The sequence below is a fragment of the Hydrogenophaga sp. GW823-FHT04C09 genome, from assembly GCF_058796355.1.
Map to the genome: position 1 here is coordinate 84,658 of NZ_JBXAIO010000005.1, position 24,044 is coordinate 108,701.

Genomic DNA, 24,044 nt, shown 5'->3' on the forward strand with positions numbered 1-24,044 from the left:
GGAGGGGCCCGTTTCACACGTGCACGGTCAGCACCGGGGCCTGCACCAGGCCGAAGCCGCGCAACGCACCGAGCAGCTCGTGGTGGCCGAAGGCCTGGCAGCCCGAGGCGAAACCCACGCGCTTCGGTGGCTGCTGCAGCAGCCAGTTGGCGGCGAAGGCCTGCATCATCCCGGTCTGCTTGTAGTTGCAGTTGCCGAAGATGACGCAGTGCGCGCGACCCAGCGGGCCCGAGGCGTGCACCGAGTCGACCGACTTGTTGATGCGCGGGTTCTCGCGCGGCGGCATGGTGTTCATCACGCCGGCCGCGGTCTGCGCGAGCGCGGCGTAGCGGTCGTCGGGATTCATGTCCTTGGTGGCTTCCAGCGCGGCGGCCACGATCAGCGGCACGCCCTGCATCAGCGGCTTGTTGAACACGCCGCCGAGCACCTTCACGTTGGCCACGCGCGGATCGCGCTTGAACCACACCGGGTGCGAGGTGCCGCCCCAGGGCAGGGCCAGCGCCATCTCGTGCTGGCCGGGAATCGCCAGCTGGTAGAGCCCGGCGTCGGGCTGCCATTCGACGAACTGGTTCTGCTGCAGGTGGTAGGCCTTGGCCATGGCGGCATTGACCAGGATGGTCTGCGTGGACGCGATGGTGGGACTGCCGCCCCAGAACACCGCGATGTCCAGCGTGTCCAGGCCGGGCGTCTCCAGGCAGAGCTGCGCGGCGATCTCGCCGGTGGTGTACATCTGCGCCAGGCCGGGCGAGAGCAGCAGGCCGGCGTTGGCGAACTTCTCGCCGTACTGCTCGTCCAGCGTGATCAGCCAGTCCTGCTCGCCGGTGGTGTCGGTGTAGTGGCACTTCGCGGCCAGGCAGGCCTGCACCACCTCGGGGCCGAACTTCGCGAACGGGCCGACGGTGTTGAGCACCACCGAGGCGCCCTTGAAGAGCTCGGTGAGCGCCTTGACCGAGTGCTCGACCTCCACCACCTCGAAGCTCGCGGTCTCGATGCCGGGCACGTTGGCCTGCATGGCGGCGTTGAGCTTGTCGGCGCTGCGGCCGGCGGCGATGAAGGGGATGTTGTACTCGCGCAGGTACTCGCAGACCAGGCGGCCGGTGTAGCCGGAGGCGCCGTAGACGATGACGGGTTTCTTGCTGGTTTTGCTCATGGTGTTCTCCCGGTTCACATGCCCATGCCGCCGTCGACCGGCAGGCCCGCGCCGTTGATGAAGCGCGCCGCGTCCGAACAGAGGAAGACCACCGCGTCCGCCATGTCGCCCACCTCGCCCAAGCGGCCCGAGGGGGTCTGCTCGATGATCGCGCCCACCGCCGCGTCGGGCGAGGCGAACAGGCCGGCGGCCACCACGTCGGTGGCCAGCTTCATGCCCATCTCGGTCGGCACCAGGCCGGGGTAGATGCAGTTCACGCGCACGCCGTAGCCGAGCTTGCCGGCCTCCATCGCGGCCACGCGGGTGAGGCGGTCCACCGCCGACTTGGTGGCCGAGTAGCCCGCGATGGCGGGGAAGGCGATGGTGGCCGCGACCGACGAGATGTTGACCACCGCCCCGCCCTGGCCGGCAGCGCCGTTGGGCCGCATGGCGCGGAAGGCGTGCTTGAGGCCCAGCGCCGTGCCGACGATGTTCACGTCCAGCATCTTGCGCAGCGCCTCGGGCTCGATGTCGGCCACCAGCGCGGTGACCTCGATGCCGGCGTTGTTGATCAGGATGTCGAAGCCGCCCAGCGTGTCCACCGTGGCCTTCACGGCGGCCTGCCAGTCGGCCTCCTGCGTCACGTCGAGCTTCACGAAACCGGCTTTCGCGCCGCCGGTGACGGGCAGCTTGCCCGCCGTCTCCTGGCCGAGCGACGTGAGCACGTCGCCAATCATCACCGAGGCACCCGCTGCCGCGAGCGCCTGTGCCATGCCTTCGCCGAGGCCGCGCGCGCCCCCGGTGACCAGGGCCTTGCGGCCGGTCAGATCGAACTTCGCCATGTTTGTCTCCTGGTGTGTGTGGACCGTGTTCTTCGAGGAACGGCTCCATGCTACGGAGCTTTCTTGACAAGTGTCAAGATTTTTCTTGACGACTGTCCAAATTCGAATGGCGCGGGCGGGCGGCCGTCCTTACAATGGCCCGATGAGCAAAGCGCCCCCCCGCAACGACAAGTTCAATGAACGCCGCGCCGAACTCGGCGAGGCCGCGCTGCAGACGCTGGCCGACCTGGGCTACGCGCGCACCAGCCTGCGCGAGATCGCGCAGAACTCGGCGTTCTCGCACGGCGTGCTGCATTACTACTTCACCGACAAGCTCGACCTGATCCTGTGCAGCGTGCGCCAGTACAAGGCGCGCTGCGTGACGCGCTACGACGAGGTCACGACGACCTCCACCCACTTCGAACAACTGCTCGACGGTTTTGCCGAGGCGCTGGGCGAGACGCTGCGCACCGAGACCACCATGCACCGGCTCTGGTACGACCTGCGCTCGCAGGCGCTGTTCGAGGAGGCGCTGCGCGACGACGTGGAGGCCATCGACAAGAGCCTGGAGAAAATGATCTGGCGCGTGATGCAGCGCCTCTCGGAGCTCGCGGGCGCGCCGGTGAAGGCGCCGAGCGAGGTGGCCTACGCCCTGCTCGACGGCCTGTTCCAGCAGGCCCTGCTCAAGCACCTCTCGGGCGACAGGAAGGCCATCGCCACCCTGCAGGCCGGCGTGCGCCTGGTGGTGCTGCAGATGATCGACGCGCCCGCCGCCGCCGCGCCCCAGCGCGCGAAGAAGGCGCCCCGGCGCAGGCCCGCCACCGCCGCCGCCTGAGCGGCGCTACGTCGTGGCCTTGAGGCCGGCCACGCCGACCAGGATCAGGCCCATGCAGGCGAGCCGGAACGGGTCGCCGCTCTCCCCCATCCAGGTGATGCCCGACAGCGCCACCGTCACGCAGCCCACGCCCACCCACACGGCGTAGGCGGTGCCCATGGGCAGGTCGCGCAGGGCCAGCGTCAGCAGGCCCAGGCTCAGCGCGACCACGCCGAGGCCAATCACGCTGGGCCAGAACACGGTGAACTCCTGCGAGCGCTTGAGCGCGATCAGCCACACCGGCTCCAGCAGGGCCGCGAAGAGCAGGATCAGCCAGGCGGTTTTTTCCTGAGAGGCGATCATGCGGCGTACCCCCCGTCGACGGCGATCGATGCGCCCGTGATGAAGCGCGCGCCGTCGCCGGCCAGGAAGGCCACCAGCGCCGCCACCTCGTGCGGCTCACCGTACCGGCCCAGCGCCACATGGGCGCGCTCGCCCTCGGCCTGCGGGCTGTCCGACGGGTTCATGTCGGTGTTGATCGGGCCGGGCAGCACCAGGTTGGCCGTGATGCCGCGCGGCCCGAGGTCGCGCGCCAGGCCCTTGGTGAGGCCGACCAGCGCGGCCTTGCTCATCGCGTACAGGCTCCAGCCCGCCTCCGGCACGCGCTCCGAGAGGCAGCTGCCGATGCTGATCACGCTGCCGCCCGGCGCCATGTGCGGCACCGCGGCGCGCGTGGCGATCACCGTCGCGGCCATGTGCACGGCGACCAGCGCGTCGAGCTGCGCATCGGTGGTCTCGTCGATGGCGCCACCGGCGTAGATGCCCGCGTTGTTGACCAGGATGTCCAGCCGGCCGTGCACCTCGCGCGCGCGGCCCACCGCGGCGGCCAGGGCCAGGCGGTCCGCGCTGTCGGCCTGGATGGCGCTGCAGCGCACGCCCTCGGCCACGATGGCGTCGTGGGTGCGCTGCGCCTGCGCCGAGACGTGCTGGTGGGTAAAGGCCACCTCGGCGCCGTGCTGCGCGAGCTGGCGCGCGATGGCCGCGCCGATGCCCCGGCTGCCGCCGGTGACGAACGCCACTTTGCCCTGGAGCGGTTTCATGTCGAGTCCTTTTCGTAGTGATGACTTCAAAATGGTAGAAAGGCGGACCGGTTCGCGCCCGGCCCGAATTCTTCGACCACTCATACAGAAAGGAAACGCCATGGCCACCCGAGGTCGCCCACCCGGTTTCGCGCGCGATGCCGTGCTCGCCAAAGCCATGCTGGTGTTCTGGGACCGCGGCTACGACGGCACGTCCATCGCCGACCTCACCACGGCCATGGGCATCAACCCGCCCAGCCTCTACGCGGCCTTCGGCTCCAAGGAAGCGCTGTTCCGCGAGGCGGTGGACCTCTACGAGCGCACGGAGAATCCCGAGGCCGAGCTGGCGCTGACCGACGAGCCCACGGCCTTCGAGGCCATCGCGGCCATGCTGCGCAGCCACGCCATCGCCTACGTGAACCCGAGCCGGCCCAGCGGCTGCATGGTGGTGCTCGGCGCCACCGTGGGCGTGCCGGCCAACGAGAAGGTGCGCGCCCACCTGCGCGAGCTGCGCCTGCGCGCGCAGGACGCGATCCAGCACCGCATCGAGTGCGGCATCGCCGACGGCGACGTGCCGCCGCAGGTCGACTCGGCGCTGCTCGCGATGTACTACACCACGGTGCTCGAGGGCCTGTCGATGCAGGCGCGCGACGGCATGGGCGAGGAACAGCTGCTGCGCATCGTTGACTGCGCGATGGCCTCGTGGCGCAGCTCGGTGGTGGTGGCGTCGAAGCGTTAGCGCCGGGCGCGGTTGCGCCGTTGATCGGGTGAAATATGACGATCATCATATTGACGGCTACAATCCCGCCACCATGGAAATCGCGCCCAACCGCAAGGCCCTCACGCACGAACGCATCGTGGACACCGCGTCGCGGGCGATCCGCCGCGCGGGTTTCCAGGGCGTGGGCGTGGCCGACATCATGAAAGAGGCCGGCCTGACCCACGGCGGCTTCTACGCCCACTTCGCCTCGCGCGACGCGCTGCTGGCCGAGGCCCTGGCGCACGCCGGGCAGCAGAGCGCGGCGCGCATCGCCAAGGGCAACGCCGCGCGCGAGGCCGAGGGTGCGAGCCCCCTGCGCGCGCTGGTGGACGGTTACCTGTCGGAGCGCCACCTGAGCGGCACCGAAAACGGTTGCGCGGTCGCGGCCCTGGTGTCGGAGATGCCGCGCCAGTCGCCCGATGTGCGCGCCGCCGCCGCCGAGCGCGTGCGCGGCCTGGTGTCGGCGGTCGAGCGCGCGCTGCCCGAGGGCGCGGCCCCCGGCCTGGCCGCCGCCATCGCCAGCCAGCTGGTGGGCGCGCTGCAGCTGGCGCGCGCGCTGGGCGACAACGCCGAGGGCAAGGCCCTGCTGGCCGACAACCGCCGCGCCCTGCTGGCGCGGCACGACGTTTCTTCTTCCCCTTCCACCTGAACCCTGCCGGCTTTCATGTGCCCCGTTTTGCTTCACCCACAAATATGACGATCGTCATATTCACCTTGTCTCCCTTCCTTCATTGACTGGACTTTCACCATGCAGCTTCACAACGCCACCGTTCTCATCACCGGCGCCAACCGGGGCATCGGCCTGGCCTTCGCGCGCGAGGCGCTGGCGCGCGGCGCGCGCAAGGTCTACGCCGGGGCGCGCAACCCGGCCAGCGTGACGCTGCCGGGCGTGGAGCCGATCGCGCTGGACGTGACCGACCCGGCGGCGGTCGCCGCCGCGGCGCGCCACGCGAGCGACGTGACGCTGGTGGTGAACAACGCCGGCATCGCTTCGCTGGGCGGCTTCCTCGCCGATGGGGCTGAGGCCTCGGCGCGCGCGCACCTGGAGACCAACTTCTTCGGCCTGCTGCGCGTGAGCCAGGCCTTCGCGCCGGTGCTCGCGGCCAACGGCGGCGGCGCGCTGCTCAACGTGCTGTCGATCGCGAGCTGGATCAACTCGCCCATGCTGTCGGTCTACGGCGCGAGCAAGTCCGCCGCCTGGGCGCTCACGAACGGGCTGCGCCACGACCTGCGCGCGCAGGGCACGCAGGTGCTGGGCCTGCACATGGGTTTCGTGGACACCGACCTCACGCGCGGCATCGAGATGCCCAAGTCCACACCCGAGGCCATCGTGCGCCGCGCCTTCGACGCGCTGGAAGCCGGTGCCGAGGAGGTGCTGGGCGACGAGCTCACGCAGCAGGTCAAGCGCGGCCTCTCGGCCGAACCCGGCATCTACCTGCGCGATGCGCGCGCCTGAGCGGAGCCCCCCATGAGCGCTGTCCTGCCCGTCGACGCACCGCGCGCCGACCCCGCCCAGACCCGCGTGCAGCAGATGCTGCACGCGCCGCTGCTGCCCACGCTGTTCCGGCTGGCCACGCCCAATGTGATGGGCCTGTTCGCCATGACCATCGTGATCGGCTACGACGGCTACATCCTCGGGTTGGTGGGGGCGGACGCGCTCGCCGGCATCGCGCTGGTGTTCCCCTTGTCGATGCTGATGCTGCAGATGTCGGCCGGTGGCATCGGCGGCGCGACCACCGCCGCCGTGGCGCGCGCGCTGGGCGCGGGCCGGCGCGAGGACGCGAGCCGGCTGGCGCAGCAGGCCTTGTTGATCGCCGCGCTGCTGGCAGTGCTGTTCATGGCGGCCATGCTCGGCGGCGGGCGCGGCATCTTCGCCGCCATGGGTGGGCGCGGGCCGGCGCTGGAGGCGGCGCTGGCGTATTCGAACGCGCTGTTCGCGGGCGCCGCGGTGATCTGGTTCACCAACGTGCTGGCCGCCGTGGTGCGCGGCGCGGGCAACATGCTGCTGCCCTCGCTGCTGCTGGTGGCCACCGCGCTGATGCACCTGGGCCTGAGCCCGCTGCTGGTGTTCGGCTGGGGCCCGGTGCCGGGCATCGGCGTGGCCGGCGCGGCCCTGAGCACGCTCACGGTGAACGCGCTGTCGGCCCTGGTGATGGTGGCCTGGCTGCTGCGCCGCGACGGCGCGGTGCACCTGGGGCGCACACCGTGGTGGCCCCAGCGCTCGCTGTGGCGCGAGATCCTGCGCGTGGGCCTGCCGGCCTCGCTCAGCCCGGTGATCAGCAACGCCTCCATCGCGGTGGCCACGGCCTTCGTGGGCCACTACGGCACGGCCGCGCTCGCGGGCTATGGCGTGGCGGCGCGGCTCGAGTACATCCTGGTACCGATCGCGTTCGGCTTCGGCACCGCGCTGACCGCGATGGTCGCGACCAACATGGGCGCGGGGCAGGCCCCGCGCGCGGTGCGCGTGGCCTGGGCCGGTGGCGCGGTGGTGGCGGCCATCACGGGCGCCATCGGCGTGGCGACCGCGATCGCACCCGGGCTGTGGATGAACCTCTTCACGCAGGACGCCGCGGTGCTGGCCTTCGGCGCCAGCTACCTGAACATCGTGGGCGGCTGTTACGGCTTCTTCGGCCTGGGCCTGGCGCTGTTCTTCGCTTCGCAGGGCGCGGGCCGCATGTTCTGGCCGCTCGCGGGCAGCATGGGCCGCCTCGTCATCCTCGGGGTGGGCGGCTGGCTCTGCGTGCATGTGTTCCAGACCTCGGCCAGCGGCCTGTTCGCGGTGGTCGCGCTCAGCCTGGTCGTTTATGGTTCCACCCTGGCGATCGCGATCCGGCTGGGCAGCTGGACGCGCTGAGCCCCTCGCCCTTTCATTCCAAAAAACAGGAGACCCGCATGACCGACCTCACCGAACAATTCAACCAACGCGGCGTGGGCAAACTGCCGGGCCATCTCGGCCTGGTCTTCACGCAGGTGAGCCCGCAGGAGGTGCGCGCCGAACTCGCGGTGCAGCCCCACACCATGGCACCCAATGGTTTCCTGCACGCGGGCAGCGTGGTCACGCTGGCCGACACGGCCTGCGGCTACGGCTGCGTGGCCAACCTGCCCAAGGAGGCCAACGGCTTCACCACCATCGAGCTCAAGAGCAACCACCTGGGCACGGCGCTGGAAGGCACCATCGACTGCGTGGCCAAACCCGCGCACCTGGGCCGCACCACGCAGGTGTGGGACGCGGTGGTCACGCACCGCGAGACAGGCAAGACGATTGCCCTGTTCCGCTGCACGCAGATGGTGCTGTACCCCAAGGCGGCGGGCTGAGCGCGCACCGGGTTGAATCCAGTGGCGGGATAAGCGCGTATCCAGTGGGCAAGCCAACGCCGGCACCGCCGGCACAACCCCAAGGAGCCTCCCATGAAACTCGCCCGCCTCTCCCTCATCGCCCTGGCCCTCTCCACCGCCTGCGCCGGCATGGCGCTGGCCGCCGACGCTGCGTCGCCCAAGACGCGCGACCAGGTGCGCGCCGAACTCGCCCAAGCGCAGCGCAACGGCACGCTGATCGCCGATGGCCAGACCGGTGCCACCTACCGCGACCTGAACCCTGGCCGCTACGCCACCATGCCCATGGCATCGATGAAGACCCGCGCCGACGTGCGGGCCGAGCTGCGCACCGCCTGGGCGCGCGGTGAGCTGGTGGCCGACGGCCAGACCGGCATCACCTACCGCGAACAGGCGCCGCACCGCTACATGACGCAGACCCTGGTGGTGGTCCAGCGCTGAACGGCCCGCCCACCGGAGCCCCGGCGTCTTTCAGCGATGTCGGGGCTTCGGCGCATGGGGTGCGCGCCGCGCTACAGTTCAGCCCCATGTCCCGCATTGCTGTCATCGACTTCGAAACCACCGGCATCTCGCCCACCATGGGCGACCGCGCCACCGAGGTGGCCATCGTCATCACCGAACAGGGGCGCGTGGTGGACCGCTACCAGAGCCTGATGAACGCGGGCGTGCGCATCCCGTCTTTCATTACGCAGCTGACCGGCATCACCAACGCCATGATCGAGACCGCGCCACCGGCCGACACCGTGATGCGCGAGGCCGCGCGTTTCGTGGGCGAGGTGCCCATGGTGGCGCACAACGCGGCGTTCGACCGCCGCTTCTGGACGGCCGAGCTCGAGCGCGCCGGCGCGCAGGCGCAGCAACCCTTTGCCTGCACCGTGCTGCTCTCGCGCCGGCTCTATCCCGAGGCGCCGAGCCACAAACTGGGTTCGCTGGTGGATTTTTTCCGGCTGCCGCGCACCGGCCAGGCACACCGGGCCTTGGCCGACGCCGAGATGGCGGCCGAGCTGCTGGGCCGCATCCAGCACGACCTGCGCGCACGCCATAGTGTGGACGAGCCCGATCACGGTTTTCTGATGGCCCTGCAGCGCTGCACGCGCGCCGCCCTGCCCCGCTTCATCCAGACGCACACACAGCGCCCGGATGCGCAGGCCCTCAAACCACGCGCAGCTTGATCGGCCCCAGCGACCAGGGCTGCCAGTTCATGGCCATGTACGACAGCTCGGCGCTGGTGCGGTACTCGGCGCCCAGGCCCAGGTTGTTCTCGTTGCAGCCGTTGTGGCGGGCAAAGTGGCGCGAGAAGCCGCCCACGTTGATCCAGACCTCGTTCTTGAAAGGCTCCACCACCCTCGCGGGCGGGTCGCCGGGCGCGGTGGTCTGCGCCAGGGCCGGGCCGCTGCCCAGGCACACTGCCACGAGTCCGAGGTAAAAGGTCTTCATCGTCCTGTCCATCTTCCATCGCCCACACGGTGGGCCTGTCTCCGTCTGTGTCGACCGCGCGCTTCGGCGCCTGAAACCGCCCATGCCCCAGAATCCACCGAACGTGACCTTTTTGCGCGCCCACGGACCTCGGGCCGCTTCTTTGTCATCCGCCCGACATTTCGATCTGCCATGAAAACCCACACCCCGCACACCGTCCTGTCCACCCACGACACCACCCGCATCGACGACCTGCGCATCGGCGCGGTGCGCCCCCTGATCACGCCGGCCCTGCTGCAGGAATGGCTGCCCGCGCCCGATCCCGCGCAAGCCCTGGTGGAAAGCAGCCGCGCCGCGATCTCGCGCGTGCTGCATGGGCAGGACGACCGCCTCGTGGTCGTCGTCGGCCCGTGCTCCATCCACGACCACGCCCAGGCCATCGACTACGCCGAGCGCCTCAAGGCCCAGGCCGACGCCCTGCAGGAGGACCTGCTGGTGGTGATGCGTGTGTACTTCGAGAAGCCACGCACCACGGTGGGCTGGAAGGGCTACATCAACGACCCACACCTCGATGGCAGCTTCGCGATCAACGAAGGGCTGGAAATGGCGCGCGCGCTGCTGCTGGAGGTGCTCGCGCTGGGCCTGCCGGTGGGCACCGAATTCCTGGACCTGCTCAGCCCGCAGTTCATCAGCGACCTGGTGAGCTGGGGCGCGATCGGCGCGCGCACCACCGAGAGCCAGAGCCACCGGCAGCTCGCCAGCGGGCTGAGCTGCCCGGTGGGCTTCAAGAACGGCACCGACGGCGGGGTCAAGGTCGCGTCCGACGCGATCCAGGCCGCGCGCGCCGCGCACGCCTTCATGGGCATGACCAAGATGGGGCAGGCCGCGATCTTCGAGACGCGTGGCAACGACGACTGCCACGTGATCCTGCGCGGCGGCGCGCAGCCCAACTACAGCGCCGCGGACGTCGCCGCCGCCTGCGGCCTGCTGCAGAAAGCCGGCCTGCGCGAACAGGTGATGGTCGATGTGTCGCACGCCAACAGCAGCAAGCAGCACCGCCGGCAGATCGACGTGGCCGCCGATGTGGCCGCGCAGATCGGCACGGGCGAGCGCCGCATCGTGGGTGTGATGATCGAGAGCCACCTGCGCGAAGGCCGGCAGGACATCGTGCCCGGCCAGCCCCTGCAGGCGGGCGTGAGCGTGACCGATGCCTGCATCTCGTTCGAGCAGACCGTGCCGGTGCTCGAAGGCCTGGCGGCCGCCGTGCGGGCCCGGCGCACGCGCGGGTAGGCCCCATGGCCCTGCGCTGGCGCGGTCCGCCCACCGTCAACCTGGCCCTGCAGGGCGGCGGCGCGCACGGCGCTTTCACCTGGGGGGTGCTCGATGCCCTGCTGGAGGATGGGCGCCTGCGCTTCGACGGCGTGAGTGGCACCAGCGCGGGCGCGATGAACGCGGTGCTGCTGGCGCAAGGCCTGATGGCCGGTGGAGCGGAGGGCGCGCGCGCCGCGCTCAGGGGCTTCTGGAGCGCCGTGGCGGCCAGCATGCCGTTCGAGGTGGCCTTGCCCACGGCCGACGGCAAGGACATGCGGCTGGCGCCGGCCATGCAGCTCATGCTGCAGTGGACCCACTACTTCTCGCCCGAGCAGCTCAACCCGTTCGACCTCAACCCCTTGCGCAAGATCCTGTCGAGCCAGGTCGATTTCGAGCGCCTGCGCGCGCGCAGCCCGGTCAAGCTGTTCGTCGCGGCGACCAACGTCAACACCGGCAAGCTGCGGCTGTTCCGCTCGGGGGAGCTCACGCCCGACGCCGTGCTGGCCTCGGCCTGCCTGCCCACCATGCACCGCAGCGTGGTGATCGATGGAGAGCCTTACTGGGATGGGGGTTACGCGGCCAATCCGGCGGTGTTCCCGCTGTTCCACGAGTGCCGCGCGCGCGACATCGTGCTGGTGATGCTGGCCCCGCTCAAGCACAGCGCCACGCCGCAGTCGGCAGCGGACATCAAGAGCCGCATGATGGAACTGGCGTTCAACGCCACCTTCCTGCGCGAGATGCGCATGTTTGCCCACCTGCGCGAGCGCGCGGCCCACAGCCCCTGGTGGCGCCGGGGCGAACTCGACCGGCGCTTGGCCGGCACGCACTTTCACGTGATCGAGGCCAGCGAGGTCATGCGCGAGCTGAGCGCCGAGAGCAAGGCCGCGGCGAACATGCGCTTCTTTGAAATGCTGTTCGCGCTGGGCCGCGAGCACGGCAGCGCCTGGCTGTCGGCGCACCACGCCGACGTGGGCCGACGCAGCAGCGTCGACCTGCAGGCGCTGTTCTACTGAGAAAACGAAGGATCAGCGCGGCTTGCGCGGCACCATCGGGCCGCGGCCTTCGATGTGGCGGAAGTTGATGCGGCCCTTGGTCAGGTCGTAGGGCGAGAGCTCCAGCGACACCCGGTCACCCGCCAGGATGCGGATGTGGTTCTTCTTCATCTTGCCGGCCGAATAAGCGATCAATTGATGACCGTTGTCCAGCGTGACGCGAAAGCGCGTGTCGGGCAGCACCTCGTTGACGATGCCCATCATGTCGATCAGTTCTTCTTTGGCCATGGTGTTTCCTTTGCTTGAAGTGTATCGGTCAGTTCGGGCGGGCGGAAAGGCGGACCGAGTCGTGCACCCAGTCAATGCCTTGCGCAAGGGCGTAATCCGCCGCCGCGTCGTGTGTGGGAAAGGCGCTGTCGAACCGGATCACCCGGTCGGTGGACGCGCTGCCATGGCCGCTGGCAATGGAGACCTGCGCGGCAAAAAGGCCGTCCGGCAGAAGGCGGGGCAAAGCCGCGATGCGGTATTTGCCCATGGTGAGGGGAGACAGTCTCGTAATCGTTGTGTCGTTCGTGTGAATCATCAAAAACATCAGTGGGCGGGACGCGCGGTCGGTACCGTGGCGTCGTGGATGCCCGAAACAAATAACAGGTGGCAGCCCCATGCGCCGGGGTGCCCCACCGGTTCATCCGATCTCGGCGTGGCGCGGATGCGTCAAGCCAGAACCGGCGCACGAGCCACGGCAGAGGCATCGGCAACAGCAGGGAGGAAGAAGGCCACGGTGCTGTGAGAAAGCGGTGTGGCGGCACCTTGGAGGGGCTGGACCAGCAGCCCCTCTGCCGGGGGCGGTTGCATCCTGGCAGTGAAGTCGGGATGCGGCTGGTCGCTCAAGGCGACTGCGTAATGTAACACAAAAGAGCCAGCCGCGCTGGCTGCCCTCAGGCGCCGCCTGACGCCTGGGCCCCAAAGGAAGAAATGGTCTCCTGGAGGAGATTCGCCAGTTTTTCGTAGGGCAGGGGCTTGTAGGCGATGACAACGGCGGTGGCGGTGCTTTCCGGGCCATGCCGGATTTCCACATCCCCGGTCAGCAGAATGGACGGGATTTGTGCCCCGGCCCGCTTGCGGACCCGTTTGATCAATTCATAGCCGGACAGTCCACCACCCACACTTGCCAGAGAACAGTCACTGCTGAAAGGTGCCCAAATCAATGTCTGCGCTTGGGTGCTCGAAGCCGCACCAACGAGCAGGCTGCCCGCGAACATCAAGACCCGCCACCATTTGGCCCCCTTGCGCGATGGAGCTCTCTTGCCGGCCTTGGAGATGGATTGCGTTCGAGCGATGTGCAGCGTGTTCATGAAAGGCATGTCCTGTCAGTCCCTGATCAGCGTTGGGCGGCCACAACCGCCACAGCGGCGTGCACAAAAAGTGCGTACCCCCCGCTCACGTCTGGCTCTACCGACGTGGTCGAAGCGGTGGCAAAAGGCACAGGCTGCGTGTCCAGGCTCATGCCCACCGCGCAGCCGCAGGTCTTGAGCAACAGGCTGCGCACGGCCTTGGCGCGTGGCAGCCACACGGCGTCCACGCGCGCCGGTTCGTCGCCATGGCCCAGGCTGAGTTCCAGCCGGCGCGCCTTGGCCTGTTTGAGCAAGGTGCCCAGGCGTTCGAGCCGGGCCTTGCCGGCCGGCAGCAGCTCGGTGCCGTCGCCTTTGAACAGGAAGGCTTCGCTCCATTGCAGGCGGCTGGACAGGGGGTCGGTGAGGCCGTCGGGCTCGGCGGCGGCCACGGGCGCTGGCTTGGCCGGGGCCGGCTCGGGTGCGGGCGGCGGTGCGGCATTGGGGGCGGCGGGCGCGGCCTTCGCAGACGACGGCGTGGCGGCGGAGGCACCACCTCCCAGGCCGAGGTTGGTTTCATCGAACTTGAAGCGCAGGCGCAGGTACCCGGTTCGAGGGGGTTGAGGTCGGCGTCGGCGAAGCTGCCCCGCTCGGTTTCGAGGGTGACGGCGGTGCGGGCGGTGACGGGCACGCCCGCGCTGTCGGTGAGGCGCACGACGATGGGGAAGGGGGTCAGGGGGTCGGCGTAGACGCGTTCGGCCGCGGCGTCGATGTGCAGCTGGGCGAGGTCGTCCGGCGCGGTGATGTTCAGCGCGGCGGTGTCGCGCGGGTTGCCCATGGGGTCGACGACCGTGAGCTGCAGACGGTTGGTGCCGGGCTGCAGAGCGACACCGATGTATTCCCAGGCGGAGGTGGCGGTGCTGCCCAGGTCGGCCTTTTTGCCGACGCGGCGCTCGCTCACATCCACGCCGCCCACGCTCAGGCGCAGGGTCGTGCCCAGTGGCCCTTTGACGCGCACATTGAGCTGGCGCGTGGGCACGGTGTCACCGTCCTTGAGGTCGATGAAGGCGGGTTGGTTGTTCAGGCCGGGCAGGGCGGTTTCCAGCGCCACGGGCGTGGCGGCGGGCAAGGGGTCGAGCGCACCCACGGGCACGGGGGAGGCTGCGCGCCCCGGGGTGACCGGAGCACCCGGCGTGGCGATGCCACCGAGCGCGGAGGGCAGGTCGATCAACGGCGCGGAGGCGGGTGCAACGCTGCCCAGGCCGCCTTGCGAGGCCGCCGGCCCGGGACCGGTGGCGGCGGTAGCGGCCATCGAGGGGGTGAGGCGCAGCTTGACGGCGGTGTCGAGTTCGGCGCCCACCTTGGCGCTTTCGCGGCGCTTCTGCACGGCGTCGAGCAAGCCGGGCACGCCGCAGTTGGTGATGGGGAAATTGGCTTTGGCGAGCTCGCCCTTCTTGAGGTCGATGAAGCGGCTGTCGGCGCTGCCGGCGTTGCGGTTGTCCCAGGGCTGGAGTTCGGCGTCCGCAGGCAGGGTGCGGCGATCGAGTTTGACAACGTGGGTGATGGGCTTGAGGCCGAAGAGGCTCCAGCGGCCTTCACCGTCGGTGATGACGCTGGTGCCGTTCTCCAGGAACAGGCGCACGCCGGGCACGCCCCATTCCTTGTCACCGTCCTGCTCCCCGTTGCGGTTGCAGTCGAGCCAGACCTTGCCGATGGCGAACGCGTCGTCGGCGAACACGCCGCCGGTGACCTTGACGCTGTGGGTGGCCTCGTTGGAGGTGGCGCCGTTGGAGCGCGCGACGGCGCGGTTGATGGCCGGCGCGGCGGTCGGGGCGCCGACCCCCACCTTCACACGGAACTGCACGCTCACGCTGGCCCCGCTGGCCAGGGCGTGGAGGGGCTGGTCGAACACGATCGAAGGGCCTGCGCCGCCGCTCGGGTCTGCCACGCGAACGCCGTTGAAGAAGGTGGTGCCGGCGACGTAGGCGAAGCCGGGGGGCAGGGTGTCGGTGAAGCTGACGCCGGTGAGTGTCGCGTTGCTGCGGTTGGTGAGGCTCAGCTTGTAGTCAATGAAATCACCGAGTTCGAGCTCTTTCTTGTTGGCGCCTTTTTCGAGGAACAGGATGTTGTTGCGGGAGCTGGCCGGGTCCAGCGGAATGTGGTTGTGCAACACCTCGCAGATGGCGCCGGCGGGGCCGTTGCGGCCGGAGACCACGCTGGCGTACCAGCTGGTGGGATCATTGCCTTGCGGTGCGGTGGCGTTCGGCGCCACGTCGCCGCAAGCGGCGAACGTGCCCGGCTGCGGCGCGATGTTCGAACTGAAGTAGGCGTTGCCGCTGGTGGGTGGCGTGGCGCTGATGGCGTAGGTACAGAGGTCCTGCACCGGCGGGGAGGCCCAGAAGAACTGGTATTCGCCGGAAGCACTGGTGACCATGCTCACGCTGCCATCGGCGTGGTAGGTGAAGGCGGGAGAGCCTCCGCCGGCAATCTCGGCCGGGATGATGGGGGTGGCCGGCACGCCGCCCTGGCAGGATGTGCGCTGCAGGCGCACCGTGGACCCCGCGATGGGTGCGCGCGTGACGGAGTCGTAGACGATGCCCTGCGGGTCGATCAACAGCACGACCTCGATCACGCTGTTGGTGGCGGCAACGGTGTGGGTCGCGTTGGCGGCATCACCGTCGTAGGCCACGGCCCAGACGCGGTGAGAAAGTCTGGCGTTCGCTCCATGGATGGGTGTCAGGTTCACTCTCACCGTGAAGGTGATGGTTTCGGATGCGCCTGCGGCCAGCGTGCCATTGCCGTCGGTGAGCGAAAGCACGCCATCCAGCGGCGCACCGCTGTTGGTATCGATGCTGTTGCCACACGGAGGCTGGTTGGGCACGACGCCTTTGTAGTCCGCGTTGATCGCCAACTTGCCGTTGTGCGCGGTCGGGCCTGCCGTCATTCCCCAGCCGGTGACGTTGTTGCCGGAAGACGACTTGATGGCGCACTCCAGGTTGTTGAACACCCGCACACCCACCGCCGGGGTGGCACCGCTGTTGGTGACCTTGATGGTGTGGTCGATCTCGAATTCGCCGTTGCCCAGGCGGCGCGGCATGCTGGCGGTGTGGGAGACGCTGAGCAGGGGTGGCGTGGACACGGGCGTCTCGGATGCCTGGGTCTGCGGCAGGCCATTGCCCAGCGGGTCGGGATCGGTGCCATTGGCGGAGCCGGTGTCCGCGACATCGGGCAGCACTTCAGGCGCGCGGGCGGCTTCGGCCATGGCCTGGGTGCGCACGTCGCCAATGCGCCCCATGAAATTGACACGCACCTGGTACTCGATGGTGAGGTCGCCACCGGGGGGCAGAAAACCTTCGCTGCCCAGCAGGTTGTCCTGGCCGTCGGCGTGCCCTGTGTAGGTGGTGGACAGTGACGCTTTGGTGGAGGATGGGCTGGCCGTCACGGTGCGCAGGCTGCCTGCCACCAGGGTGTACTGACCCGGTGAGGGCACCGCCGCCTGGGTCCACGTGCCCAGGCTGTTGCCCATGACGGCGTGCTGGAGTCGGTGGAGCAAGCGGGGGTTGTAGAGTGGCGCGTTCCCGTAGTTGCGCAGCCGGGCGCGGAAAGTGACGATGGCGGTGCCGTCGGCCGTGCCAAGCGCGTCGGCCTGGGGTACCACCGACACGGCCTGCAGGGCCACGCCCAGGCGGTTGTCGCTGATGGGCAGCACGATGGCATTGCTGCGCACGGCGGTGGGTTGGCCACCATCCGCGTAAAGGATTTCACCCACGTTGACCACGTCCGAGGGCAGGCCAGGGGCCAGAGGCCTGAGCTTGGCCTGGAAACGCATCGAAGCGGCGGAGCCCGCATCCAGGCTGCGCAGCAGGCCGACGGCGACTTCGACGGCGTCCGCGTGATCGCCGCTGCGGTACTCGAGCATCGGATCGCCCGCGAGCCGATAGAGGCGCAGGGCATCGACCTGGGACGGTTTCAAGGAGTTCGCAACGTACTGGGTACCCACGGGAATCTCGTCACGCAGCAACACAAGCGACCTGGATGTGCCATCAACCTTCAGGGGCGTCGCAGCCGTCGGGTCGGCTGAAGCAGGAGCGGCGGCCTGGGTGCCGATGCTGTTGGCGACCAGGGTGAAGTCCAGCGCGCTGGCGCCCCGCACCAGCGCGCCTGTGCTGGAGACGGTCTTGGACAAGGACACCGACGCACCCGTGCCAATCTGGACGCGGGTTCGGGCTGTCGCGGTCTGCTCGCCTGCCGTCACGGCCAACAGCGACACGCAGGCCGTGCCCGCGGCGACGACCGGCACCCCACCCAGGACGAGCAGGCTCGCGCTCTGGCCGGGCAACAGCGCCACGGTTCCCGGGGCCGTGACTGTCTCCTGGGCTTCGACCACCCCATTGCGGTTCGTGTCCAGCGCCAACCGAAGGTTGCTCAAAGTCGCGGTGGCGGGATCGCTGCAGCCGGTGTCGCCCGGTTGCAAGGTATAGCGGGATTCGACGTTACCAGTGTTGGTGAGCTGGTAGGCCATGGACACCTGGATTCCGGCAGGCGCGCGCAGACTGGTCGGCCCCGTGAGGGTGAGCAACTCGACGGCAGCCACGTTGACCAGAACCACCTCCGACCACGCGGTGACGGGTTGCACCATGCCGGGCATGAGAAAGCTGGCGCGCGCCTGTGTGGCGATGCGCGTGCCGGCTTGCACGGCTTGCGCGGCCTGCAGGTGGCACAGCCACATGACCAGGACGAGCACGCATTGCAGCCATCCGGCCCCTGTGAACCGGCTGCGGCGCCCCATGCCGGGGCTGCTGTGCGCCGTCCGCCGGATTGAATCTAGGTTGGTCACGCTGTTCATCGGTGTGTGGCCGACAAACACTCACCAGGGCTGTGCCAACCCTTGCTCACCAGCGGTCCGGGAGCGGCATCGCTGGCCACATCGACCTGGAAGCTCAGGGTGCCTATGGAGCCGACCGCAACCGAGTCAATCAGCGCTTCGACGATGTTCTGACCCGTGACCTTGAATTCAATCTTGTTGTTGAGGCCGGCAACCGTGACGCCATCGGACAAGGCCGCCCCTGGCAGGCTCGACCACACGGCGGTGTTCGACTTGTAGGTGAGTTTGGAAGGCAGCTCTCCGCGCAGATAGATGGGGCCGCTGGCTGCGCCATTGTTCTGAAACTTGAAGGTGTAAGTGGTGATGGTGCCCTGCGCCAGACCCTCAATGTGCCCGCCGGCCCCTTCACCATCGAGAACCCCACGCCGATCTCGGGCGATGGGCGGGCTCGCATGGTGGTGCGCGATGCGCTGGGCCGGGAGACGCTGATCACGCAGTCCTTTTTCAGCCATGGCGAGTTGCTGGAAGCGGGGCTGTCGGACTGGAGCCTGGAATTGGGCGCGGTGCGCAACGGTCTCGGCCTGAGCAACGCGGACTACGGCGAGCGTTTCGCCGCCGGCCTGTGGCGCCAGGGTCTGAGCAAGCGCCTGACGATGGAGGTGCGCGGCGAATGGGGACAGCAGACCCGAGGCGTCGGTGTGGGCTTCAGCCAGGCGCTGCCCTGGCAGGCCCTGGGGCAGGCGTCCTTGGCCCTGAGCGAGCAGGACGCACTGGGGCGTGGCCTGCAATGGTCGATCGGCACCGAGTTCGGCAACGCCCAGCAGGCGTTCTCGCTGAACGCACAAGGGGCCACCGCCCGCTACCGGACCGTGGGTCTCAATGACGCCCTGCCGCCGCCCCAATGGCAGCTGGCCGGCAGCTTCAGCCACACCCACGAACGGTACGGCACCTTCGGCCTGGGCCTGGCCGCACTGCAAACACGCCAGCAGGGCCGGCTGGACACCTACAGCCTGAGCCACACCGTGCGGGTGGGCACACACAGCTCGCTCAGCACGGTGCTCACGCGCGTGCAGGGCGCCAGTTCGGGCACCTTGTTTGCCATCTCCCTGATGTGGCCTCTGGACCGGCAGATCAACACCTCGACCCACCTGATGCACCGCGGCGGGCAGACCGACGCCTACGCCACCGCGAGCCAGGGCCTGCGCGGCGACACGGGTCTGGGCTGGCGCGCCCTCGGCGGCAGCCGCAGTGGGTCGGCGGTGGCCGAAGGCGGGCTGTACCTGCAAAGACCCGACAACCTGTTCACCGCGGACGTGAGCAGCTCGTCCGCACAGCAGACCCTGCGACTGGGCACCCAGGGTGGTCTGGTGGTGATGGACGGGCGTGCGTTCGCCACACGACCGGTGCAGGACAGCTTTGTGCTCGTGAAGGTCCCCGGGCTCGCGGACGTGGGGGTGAGCTTCCAGGGCCGCGAGCGCGCGCGCACCGACGGCGGCGGGGTGGCCCTGGTGACCGGGCTGCAGCCCTACAGCACGAACCAGGTGCGCCTGAACCCGTCCGACCTGCCCCTGAGCGCCGAGATCGACAGCCTGGAGCAGGTGGTGGTGCCGCGCCGGCGCAGCGCGGTCACGATCGGCTTCGCGGTGCGCAGTGGCCAGGCCGCGCTGATCACCGTGCGGCTGCAGAACGGCCAGCCCGCACCGGCCGGGGCCGAGATCGAAGTGTCGGGCGACGAGCGCCGCTTTCCCGTCGGCCGAGGCGGCCAGGCCTTTCTGACCGGCCTGCAACGCGAACACCAGCTGCGCCTGCGCTGGAAAGGCGCGAGCTGCCAGATGCCGCTGGAGGTCACGCTCACCGCGTCCAGCGACATTGCGCGCCCCGCGCCGCTGGTGTGCGAAGGGGTCGACCCATGAAACGAGCCTGTTTTCACTTCGCCTGGAATCTGCACCTGTCCTTGCTGCTGCTGGCCATGAGCCCGCCGGCCCACGCCGCCTACAGCTGCACCGTCACGGCCACCAGCAGCGGCCTGATCTACCAGACGCCTTCGCCGCGCGAGGTGACGGGTTCGGCCACGCTGACCTGCACCCGGTCCGCAGGCGATGGCAGCAACTTGAGCTACCGCCTCAAGGCAGATGACGGGCTCAACGCAACGTCCTCTCAGCCCTTCCGGCGTGTGCGCCTGAGCAGCAGCTCCAACTACCTCAGCTACTCCCTGAGCCGCGGCAGCACCTGCAACAACAACAGCAACTGGCGCGCGCCCGCCACGGGCACTGGCAATGTTCAAATCGGCACCTTGAACTTTGGTGCCGCCTTGACGGCCACGACCACGCTGAACTACTGCATCCGGGTTCAGGTGGGCGCTGGCGCCAACCCCCCTTCACCCGCGGCCGGCGTCTACAGCGACACCTTCAACATCTTCGCGCAATACCCCAACAGCAACGCGGGCGCGCTCAGCCCCAACGCACCGGTGGTGATGACCGTGGGCGTGAACAACCAGTGCGTGTTCAACACCTATCCGGGCAACCTGGCGTTCAACTACACCGCGTTCAGCGCCACAGCACAAACCTCAACCACCAGCTTCATGTTGCGCTGCAGCTCGGGCCTGCCGTGGACCATCTCGGTAAGCCCGAACCCCGCCGTGCTCCAAGGTCTGCGCTACACCATCACCCCTTCGCCCGCTTCGGGCAGCGGCAATGGCAACACCGGCCAGGCGGTCACGCTCACCGGCAACATGCAGGCGGGTCAGGCAGGCACCTGCACCGGGCCCACATGCTCGGGTACCCAGGCGCACACGGTGTTCATCACCTACTGAACGCCCTGGGACCGTGGTCAAAAAAACCGTTTTCGAAGACCGGGTACCGGGGAGACAATGGCGGTCGATCCCAGGAGACGCAGCATGGACCGATTCACGGGTGGTTGCCTGTGCGGCAACGTTCGAATTGAAGCCACCGGCCGACCTCATCGGGTGGGCCTGTGCCACTGTCTCGACTGTCGGAAACACCACGGCGCGCTCTTCCACGCCTCCGCGATCTTTGCGCAGAACGCCGTGACCGTCGAAGGCGAAACGAGCGACTACGCCGGCAGGTTCTTCTGTCCTCGCTGTGGCTCGTCGGTGTATGGGCGCAGTGGCGACGAAATCGAAGTCAACCTGGGCACCCTCGACGCGCCCGACCAGTTCGTGCCCACCTACGAACTCTGGACCGTGCGCCGCGAATCCTGGCTGCCACCGTTCCCACTCGCCAGGCGGTATGAGCGCGACGAGGAGGAAACGGGCCGTCCCGAGGCATAAGCGGCGAATCCTTGCGCCCACCGCGGCCACGATGCTGCCGCGGCTAACATCTGGCGATGTCAGAAAACCAGCGATGCAAAACGATACTGGCCGTGGACGACCACGAACTGGTGCGGATGGGCTTGCGCCAGGTGATTGTTCAGCACTTCGCGGACCGGTTCCATGTGGCCGATGCGCACAGCCTGGAACAGGCCCTGCTGTTTCTGAAGCAGCGCGCCGAGGAGGTCTTTCTGCTGTTGCTCGATCTGAACCTGGGTGACACCCGCGGCCTGACCGGCCTCAAACTCCTGCGGCAGCTCTATCCGCAGTTGCCGATTGTGGTCGTGTCGGGCACGCACGATCCCCGCGTCCGCGAAGAAGCCTTGGCGCACGGTGCCTGGGGCTACTTCTGCAAGACGGGCGATACCGATGGATTGAAGGGCATGCTCGCGGCGATTGAGAGCGCCTCCACGGCAAGCCATCGCCCGGGGAAGCACGGCGCGGCGGCCCGCAGCCAGAACCTGAGGCCTGGGGTCCGGTTGACCGACCGCCAGATCCAGGTCCTGGAACTGCTGCTCAGCGGCCTCGACAACCAGGCGATCGCCGCCGAAACCGGGCTGGTGCTGGGCTCGGTGAAGAATTGCGTTTCGACGATTTTTCTCGTCTTCAACGTTCGCTCCCGCGCCGAGCTGATCGGGCTGTTTTCCTGAGCCTGGTGTGATCGAGAAGCTGCTGACGAGCATTCACCGGGCGCTGGGCGTGCAAGCCCGGTCGCCACTGACCGTGCAGCGCATCCAGCTCGCGCTCCTGCTGCAAAAGACCGGGCCGGTGCGCATCCTCTCGCCCATCCCTTTCGCCACGCCGCTGGCGATCTTGTTCTACCTGAATGGGACGTCCCTGCTTCCCCTGGTCTGGCTCGGCCTGTTCTACATCGTCGTCTTCACGAGCTACGTGCAGCGCAGAAAGCTGGAGGCCCACGGCCCCCTGCAGGACCACGAGTTGCCCCGCATCCTGCAAGGCCGTGTCCGGGACATCTTTCTGCTGGGCGCCATGTGGGGGGCCGCACCCTGGCTGCTCCACGCGCACCGGAACGTGGACCCTCTGATTCTCATCTCCGTGTTCATCATGGGTGCGATATCGCTCGGCTCCGCGATCGTCTCCACCCACCGCCAGACCATCGCCGCGTTCAGCATCCCGGCGGCGGCCGGCATGATCTCCGCCTGCCTCTGGCACGGTGGCCTGGTCGGTTCGGTGCTGGCCTTCTGCATGACGCTCTTTCTGGTGATGACGCTCAAGTGGACGTTCCAGCAGGCGGACCTGCTCGAGCAGTCGCTGACGGTGCGCTTTGAAAAGGAAGACCTCGCCCGCCGCCTGGCCCAGCAGGTGGAACTGGTCGAAAACGCCAACCGGGAAAAGAGCCGCTTTCTCGCGTCCGCCAGCCACGATCTGCGCCAACCGCTTCATGCCATCTCGCTGTTCACCTCGGTGCTGGAACGGTCCCGGCTCGATCCGGACAGCGCACAGACGGTCACGCGGTTGAGCCACTCGGTGCGCATGCTGAACCAGTCGCTGGACACCATGCTCGACATCTCCCGGCTGGATGCGGGCGCCGTGCAACCCACGCTGGAGCCCGTGCGCGTGCACGAGCTGTTCCTGTCGCTGAACCACATGTTCTCCGGCAGCGCCCAGGAGCGCGACCTGCAGCTTCGGTTCCGGGCGCCGGGTGATCTGGTCGTCGTGAGCGACGTGCAGCTGCTCACGCGCCTGCTCGGCAATCTGATCGACAACGCCATCAAATACACGCGCACCGGTGGTGTGCTCGTCGCGGCAAGGGCGGGGGTCCCCGCGGGACGGGCCGGCTGGGTCCGCTTCGAGGTGGTCGACACCGGCATCGGCATCGCGACAGAACATCAACAACGGGTGTTCGACGAGTTCTACCAGCTGGCCAATCCACAACGCGACCGCGCATCCGGTCTGGGCATCGGCCTGTCCATCGTCAAACGGCTCTCGAGCCTGCTGGAACATCCCATGGCGCTCTCATCGATGCCGTCGCGAGGCACACGCTTTCGGGTGTGGGTGAAACAGGCCGACGGGCGCAGGCTCCATCCAGCAAGCCCTGCAGACGCTGGCCTTGTTCCCCCGGTTCACGCCGCGAACAGCCTGCCGCGCCATGTGCTCGTCATTGACGACGAGTCGGCCAGCCGCGAGGCCATGGCATTGGTGCTCTCCGCGCGCGGTTGCACGGTGTACCCCGCCAGCGATCTGGCGCAGGCGCAGCACCTGCTGCAGCGACACCCGATCGACGCCGTCGTTTCCGACTTCCGGCTCCCGGGAGAACGCAACGGCCTGGACTACCTCCTGGTCCTGCGCAACACCTCACCCCACCTGCGCACCTTGCTGGTGACCGGCGAGACCGCGCCGCAACGCATCACCGACATCCGAACCAGCGGTGTGGCCTTCCTGCACAAACCTGTGCAAGCGCAACAGCTGCTGGACGCGCTGGCGCGCTGATCTGCCGTTCTCACCCGCCGCCATGTGACCGGGGTCACTTCACGCCAGGGAGGGTCGCGATGAATACTCGCGATCGTCTGTTGACCATCTCTCCTTCCGACCCAACCACGTCCCGCCCCGGACCCGTTCCCATGCGCAAACTCCTTCTTGGCCTGACCCTGTCCTTGCTCGCCGCCGTGTCCGTCGCGGCACCCGATCCGCAGTGTGCCGAGTACGACAAGCTCCGCACCCAGAGAGACAACGCATTGCGCGCGAAGAACTTCAAACTGTATTGCGATGCCCTGTCGGGTTTGATCAAGCTGATGCCGGCAAAACCGCCCGAACAGGCGCGGCTCCAATGCGAAGCCAAGGCCACGAACATGAAGGTCGAGACCTGGCTCGGCATCCGCCCCGAAGTGGTGTCCACCATGACGAGCACGTTTGACGAGCAATGCAGGTGACAGGGGGCATGCGC

The 24,044-nt window shown here is 68.5% G+C and carries 26 protein-coding genes; 16 read left to right on the forward strand and 10 right to left on the reverse strand.

Going from position 1 to position 24,044, the window contains the following annotated elements; all coding sequences use genetic code 11:
• Positions 1-13 precede the first annotated feature (13 nt).
• The gene (locus AC1Q9M_RS15235; protein WP_382327797.1) at positions 14-1,150 is read right to left on the reverse strand and encodes a DUF5938 domain-containing protein; all 1,137 of its coding nucleotides are present in this window, start codon (positions 1,148-1,150) and stop codon (positions 14-16) included.
• 14 nt (positions 1,151-1,164) lie between these two features.
• Positions 1,165-1,971, reverse strand: coding sequence for an SDR family NAD(P)-dependent oxidoreductase (locus AC1Q9M_RS15240; protein ID WP_444687769.1), 807 nt, complete (start codon positions 1,969-1,971; stop codon positions 1,165-1,167).
• Between the two features lie 142 nt (positions 1,972-2,113).
• Between AC1Q9M_RS15240 and AC1Q9M_RS15245 the strand changes: the two genes are divergently transcribed.
• A complete protein-coding gene (locus tag AC1Q9M_RS15245) occupies positions 2,114-2,785 on the forward strand; it encodes a TetR/AcrR family transcriptional regulator (RefSeq protein WP_492434513.1) in 672 nt (223 codons plus the stop codon).
• 6 nt (positions 2,786-2,791) lie between these two features.
• On the opposite strand, the gene AC1Q9M_RS15250 is transcribed toward AC1Q9M_RS15245, so the two are convergent.
• Both AC1Q9M_RS15250 and AC1Q9M_RS15255 read right to left on the reverse strand, forming a co-directional pair.
• On the reverse strand, positions 2,792-3,127 hold the full coding sequence (locus AC1Q9M_RS15250; RefSeq protein WP_291111674.1) for a DMT family transporter: 336 nt from the start codon (positions 3,125-3,127) through the stop codon (positions 2,792-2,794).
• Complete coding sequence (locus AC1Q9M_RS15255; protein WP_492434514.1) at positions 3,124-3,864, reverse strand: SDR family NAD(P)-dependent oxidoreductase; 741 nt, start codon at positions 3,862-3,864, stop codon at positions 3,124-3,126. The genes AC1Q9M_RS15250 and AC1Q9M_RS15255 overlap by 4 nt, the downstream gene beginning before the upstream one ends.
• Before the next feature lie 100 nt (positions 3,865-3,964).
• Here AC1Q9M_RS15255 and AC1Q9M_RS15260 point away from each other — a divergent pair, with 100 nt between their 5' ends.
• The 7 genes from AC1Q9M_RS15260 to AC1Q9M_RS15290 all read left to right on the forward strand — a co-directional run bounded on the left by AC1Q9M_RS15260 (position 3,965) and on the right by AC1Q9M_RS15290 (position 9,108).
• On the forward strand, positions 3,965-4,582 hold the full coding sequence (locus tag AC1Q9M_RS15260) for a TetR/AcrR family transcriptional regulator (protein ID WP_382163658.1): 618 nt from the start codon (positions 3,965-3,967) through the stop codon (positions 4,580-4,582).
• Positions 4,583-4,655: 73 nt separating this feature from the next.
• Positions 4,656-5,252: a TetR/AcrR family transcriptional regulator gene (locus AC1Q9M_RS15265; RefSeq protein WP_382322625.1), complete on the forward strand. Its 597-nt coding sequence runs from the start codon at positions 4,656-4,658 to the stop codon at positions 5,250-5,252.
• Positions 5,253-5,351: 99 nt separating this feature from the next.
• Entirely contained in the window at positions 5,352-6,059 is a 708-nt protein-coding gene (locus tag AC1Q9M_RS15270; protein WP_382322626.1) for an SDR family oxidoreductase, read from the forward strand.
• A gap of 12 nt (positions 6,060-6,071) precedes the next feature.
• Positions 6,072-7,457 (forward strand): MATE family efflux transporter, encoded by a 1,386-nt coding sequence (locus AC1Q9M_RS15275; RefSeq protein WP_492434515.1) that lies wholly within the window; start codon positions 6,072-6,074, stop codon positions 7,455-7,457.
• 38 nt (positions 7,458-7,495) lie between these two features.
• Complete coding sequence (locus AC1Q9M_RS15280) at positions 7,496-7,918, forward strand: PaaI family thioesterase (RefSeq protein WP_382322628.1); 423 nt, start codon at positions 7,496-7,498, stop codon at positions 7,916-7,918.
• Positions 7,919-8,011: 93 nt separating this feature from the next.
• Positions 8,012-8,377 carry a DUF4148 domain-containing protein gene (locus tag AC1Q9M_RS15285; protein WP_444687775.1) on the forward strand — a complete coding sequence of 122 codons (366 nt, stop codon included), beginning with the start codon at positions 8,012-8,014 and terminating at the stop codon, positions 8,375-8,377.
• An 86-nt stretch (positions 8,378-8,463) separates the two neighbouring features.
• Positions 8,464-9,108 (forward strand): 3'-5' exonuclease, encoded by a 645-nt coding sequence (locus tag AC1Q9M_RS15290; protein WP_492434516.1) that lies wholly within the window; start codon positions 8,464-8,466, stop codon positions 9,106-9,108.
• Here the strand turns inward: AC1Q9M_RS15290 and AC1Q9M_RS15295 are convergent.
• Positions 9,089-9,373 carry a hypothetical protein gene (locus tag AC1Q9M_RS15295; protein ID WP_492434517.1) on the reverse strand — a complete coding sequence of 95 codons (285 nt, stop codon included), beginning with the start codon at positions 9,371-9,373 and terminating at the stop codon, positions 9,089-9,091. The two genes, AC1Q9M_RS15290 and AC1Q9M_RS15295, sit on opposite strands and share 20 nt — an antisense overlap.
• Before the next feature lie 171 nt (positions 9,374-9,544).
• Here AC1Q9M_RS15295 and AC1Q9M_RS15300 point away from each other — a divergent pair, with 171 nt between their 5' ends.
• On the forward strand, positions 9,545-10,642 hold the full coding sequence (locus AC1Q9M_RS15300; protein ID WP_492434518.1) for a 3-deoxy-7-phosphoheptulonate synthase: 1,098 nt from the start codon (positions 9,545-9,547) through the stop codon (positions 10,640-10,642).
• 5 nt (positions 10,643-10,647) lie between these two features.
• Positions 10,648-11,676, forward strand: coding sequence for a patatin-like phospholipase family protein (locus AC1Q9M_RS15305; RefSeq protein ID WP_382322633.1), 1,029 nt, complete (start codon positions 10,648-10,650; stop codon positions 11,674-11,676).
• A 12-nt stretch (positions 11,677-11,688) separates the two neighbouring features.
• On the opposite strand, the gene infA is transcribed toward AC1Q9M_RS15305, so the two are convergent.
• From infA to AC1Q9M_RS15330, 5 genes are all read right to left on the reverse strand, one after another.
• Positions 11,689-11,943, reverse strand: a complete 255-nt coding sequence (infA, locus tag AC1Q9M_RS15310) for a translation initiation factor IF-1 (RefSeq protein ID WP_056265133.1) — start codon at positions 11,941-11,943, stop codon at positions 11,689-11,691.
• Positions 11,944-11,971: 28 nt separating this feature from the next.
• A complete protein-coding gene (locus AC1Q9M_RS15315; RefSeq protein ID WP_444687778.1) occupies positions 11,972-12,190 on the reverse strand; it encodes a hypothetical protein in 219 nt (72 codons plus the stop codon).
• A gap of 403 nt (positions 12,191-12,593) precedes the next feature.
• On the reverse strand, positions 12,594-13,010 hold the full coding sequence (locus AC1Q9M_RS15320; RefSeq protein ID WP_492434519.1) for a hypothetical protein: 417 nt from the start codon (positions 13,008-13,010) through the stop codon (positions 12,594-12,596).
• Positions 13,011-13,158: 148 nt separating this feature from the next.
• Positions 13,159-17,730 carry a hypothetical protein gene (locus AC1Q9M_RS15325; RefSeq protein ID WP_492434520.1) on the reverse strand — a complete coding sequence of 1,524 codons (4,572 nt, stop codon included), beginning with the start codon at positions 17,728-17,730 and terminating at the stop codon, positions 13,159-13,161.
• Positions 17,731-17,828: 98 nt separating this feature from the next.
• Positions 17,829-18,323 (reverse strand): hypothetical protein, encoded by a 495-nt coding sequence (locus tag AC1Q9M_RS15330; protein ID WP_492434521.1) that lies wholly within the window; start codon positions 18,321-18,323, stop codon positions 17,829-17,831.
• On the opposite strand from AC1Q9M_RS15330, the gene AC1Q9M_RS15335 reads away from it, so the two are divergent.
• The 6 genes from AC1Q9M_RS15335 (at position 18,264) to AC1Q9M_RS15360 (ending at position 24,030) form a co-directional block, all read left to right on the forward strand.
• Positions 18,264-19,724 carry a fimbria/pilus outer membrane usher protein gene (locus AC1Q9M_RS15335; protein WP_492434522.1) on the forward strand — a complete coding sequence of 487 codons (1,461 nt, stop codon included), beginning with the start codon at positions 18,264-18,266 and terminating at the stop codon, positions 19,722-19,724. The two genes, AC1Q9M_RS15330 and AC1Q9M_RS15335, sit on opposite strands and share 60 nt — an antisense overlap.
• A complete protein-coding gene (locus tag AC1Q9M_RS15340; RefSeq protein ID WP_492434523.1) occupies positions 19,721-20,623 on the forward strand; it encodes a spore coat protein U domain-containing protein in 903 nt (300 codons plus the stop codon). Before AC1Q9M_RS15335 ends, AC1Q9M_RS15340 begins: the two co-directional genes overlap by 4 nt.
• Before the next feature lie 84 nt (positions 20,624-20,707).
• The gene (locus AC1Q9M_RS15345; protein ID WP_492434524.1) at positions 20,708-21,100 is read left to right on the forward strand and encodes a GFA family protein; all 393 of its coding nucleotides are present in this window, start codon (positions 20,708-20,710) and stop codon (positions 21,098-21,100) included.
• 92 nt (positions 21,101-21,192) lie between these two features.
• On the forward strand, positions 21,193-21,789 hold the full coding sequence (locus AC1Q9M_RS15350) for a response regulator (RefSeq protein ID WP_492434525.1): 597 nt from the start codon (positions 21,193-21,195) through the stop codon (positions 21,787-21,789).
• 7 nt (positions 21,790-21,796) lie between these two features.
• Positions 21,797-23,590, forward strand: coding sequence for an ATP-binding response regulator (locus AC1Q9M_RS15355; RefSeq protein ID WP_492434526.1), 1,794 nt, complete (start codon positions 21,797-21,799; stop codon positions 23,588-23,590).
• Between the two features lie 131 nt (positions 23,591-23,721).
• Positions 23,722-24,030: a hypothetical protein gene (locus tag AC1Q9M_RS15360; protein ID WP_382322639.1), complete on the forward strand. Its 309-nt coding sequence runs from the start codon at positions 23,722-23,724 to the stop codon at positions 24,028-24,030.
• The last annotated feature ends 14 nt before the right edge of the window (positions 24,031-24,044 follow it).

What these genes read in the sequence shown, in the direction of transcription:
- AC1Q9M_RS15235 (WP_382327797.1), bottom strand. Translation starts at nt 1,150, where the DNA reads ATGAGCAAAACCAGCAAGAAACCCGTCATCGTCTACGGCGCCTCCGGC.
- AC1Q9M_RS15240 (WP_444687769.1), bottom strand. Translation starts at nt 1,971, where the DNA reads ATGGCGAAGTTCGATCTGACCGGCCGCAAGGCCCTGGTCACCGGGGGC.
- AC1Q9M_RS15245 (WP_492434513.1), top strand. Translation starts at nt 2,114, where the DNA reads ATGAGCAAAGCGCCCCCCCGCAACGACAAGTTCAATGAACGCCGCGCC.
- AC1Q9M_RS15250 (WP_291111674.1), bottom strand. Translation starts at nt 3,127, where the DNA reads ATGATCGCCTCTCAGGAAAAAACCGCCTGGCTGATCCTGCTCTTCGCG.
- AC1Q9M_RS15255 (WP_492434514.1), bottom strand. Translation starts at nt 3,864, where the DNA reads ATGAAACCGCTCCAGGGCAAAGTGGCGTTCGTCACCGGCGGCAGCCGG.
- AC1Q9M_RS15260 (WP_382163658.1), top strand. Translation starts at nt 3,965, where the DNA reads ATGGCCACCCGAGGTCGCCCACCCGGTTTCGCGCGCGATGCCGTGCTC.
- AC1Q9M_RS15265 (WP_382322625.1), top strand. Translation starts at nt 4,656, where the DNA reads ATGGAAATCGCGCCCAACCGCAAGGCCCTCACGCACGAACGCATCGTG.
- AC1Q9M_RS15270 (WP_382322626.1), top strand. Translation starts at nt 5,352, where the DNA reads ATGCAGCTTCACAACGCCACCGTTCTCATCACCGGCGCCAACCGGGGC.
- AC1Q9M_RS15275 (WP_492434515.1), top strand. Translation starts at nt 6,072, where the DNA reads ATGAGCGCTGTCCTGCCCGTCGACGCACCGCGCGCCGACCCCGCCCAG.
- AC1Q9M_RS15280 (WP_382322628.1), top strand. Translation starts at nt 7,496, where the DNA reads ATGACCGACCTCACCGAACAATTCAACCAACGCGGCGTGGGCAAACTG.
- AC1Q9M_RS15285 (WP_444687775.1), top strand. Translation starts at nt 8,012, where the DNA reads ATGAAACTCGCCCGCCTCTCCCTCATCGCCCTGGCCCTCTCCACCGCC.
- AC1Q9M_RS15290 (WP_492434516.1), top strand. Translation starts at nt 8,464, where the DNA reads ATGTCCCGCATTGCTGTCATCGACTTCGAAACCACCGGCATCTCGCCC.
- AC1Q9M_RS15295 (WP_492434517.1), bottom strand. Translation starts at nt 9,373, where the DNA reads ATGAAGACCTTTTACCTCGGACTCGTGGCAGTGTGCCTGGGCAGCGGC.
- AC1Q9M_RS15300 (WP_492434518.1), top strand. Translation starts at nt 9,545, where the DNA reads ATGAAAACCCACACCCCGCACACCGTCCTGTCCACCCACGACACCACC.
- AC1Q9M_RS15305 (WP_382322633.1), top strand. Translation starts at nt 10,648, where the DNA reads ATGGCCCTGCGCTGGCGCGGTCCGCCCACCGTCAACCTGGCCCTGCAG.
- infA (WP_056265133.1), bottom strand. Translation starts at nt 11,943, where the DNA reads ATGGCCAAAGAAGAACTGATCGACATGATGGGCATCGTCAACGAGGTG.
- AC1Q9M_RS15315 (WP_444687778.1), bottom strand. Translation starts at nt 12,190, where the DNA reads ATGGGCAAATACCGCATCGCGGCTTTGCCCCGCCTTCTGCCGGACGGC.
- AC1Q9M_RS15320 (WP_492434519.1), bottom strand. Translation starts at nt 13,010, where the DNA reads ATGAACACGCTGCACATCGCTCGAACGCAATCCATCTCCAAGGCCGGC.
- AC1Q9M_RS15335 (WP_492434522.1), top strand. Translation starts at nt 18,264, where the DNA reads ATGGTGGTGCGCGATGCGCTGGGCCGGGAGACGCTGATCACGCAGTCC.
- AC1Q9M_RS15330 (WP_492434521.1), bottom strand. Translation starts at nt 18,323, where the DNA reads ATGGCTGAAAAAGGACTGCGTGATCAGCGTCTCCCGGCCCAGCGCATC.
- AC1Q9M_RS15340 (WP_492434523.1), top strand. Translation starts at nt 19,721, where the DNA reads ATGAAACGAGCCTGTTTTCACTTCGCCTGGAATCTGCACCTGTCCTTG.
- AC1Q9M_RS15345 (WP_492434524.1), top strand. Translation starts at nt 20,708, where the DNA reads ATGGACCGATTCACGGGTGGTTGCCTGTGCGGCAACGTTCGAATTGAA.
- AC1Q9M_RS15360 (WP_382322639.1), top strand. Translation starts at nt 23,722, where the DNA reads ATGCGCAAACTCCTTCTTGGCCTGACCCTGTCCTTGCTCGCCGCCGTG.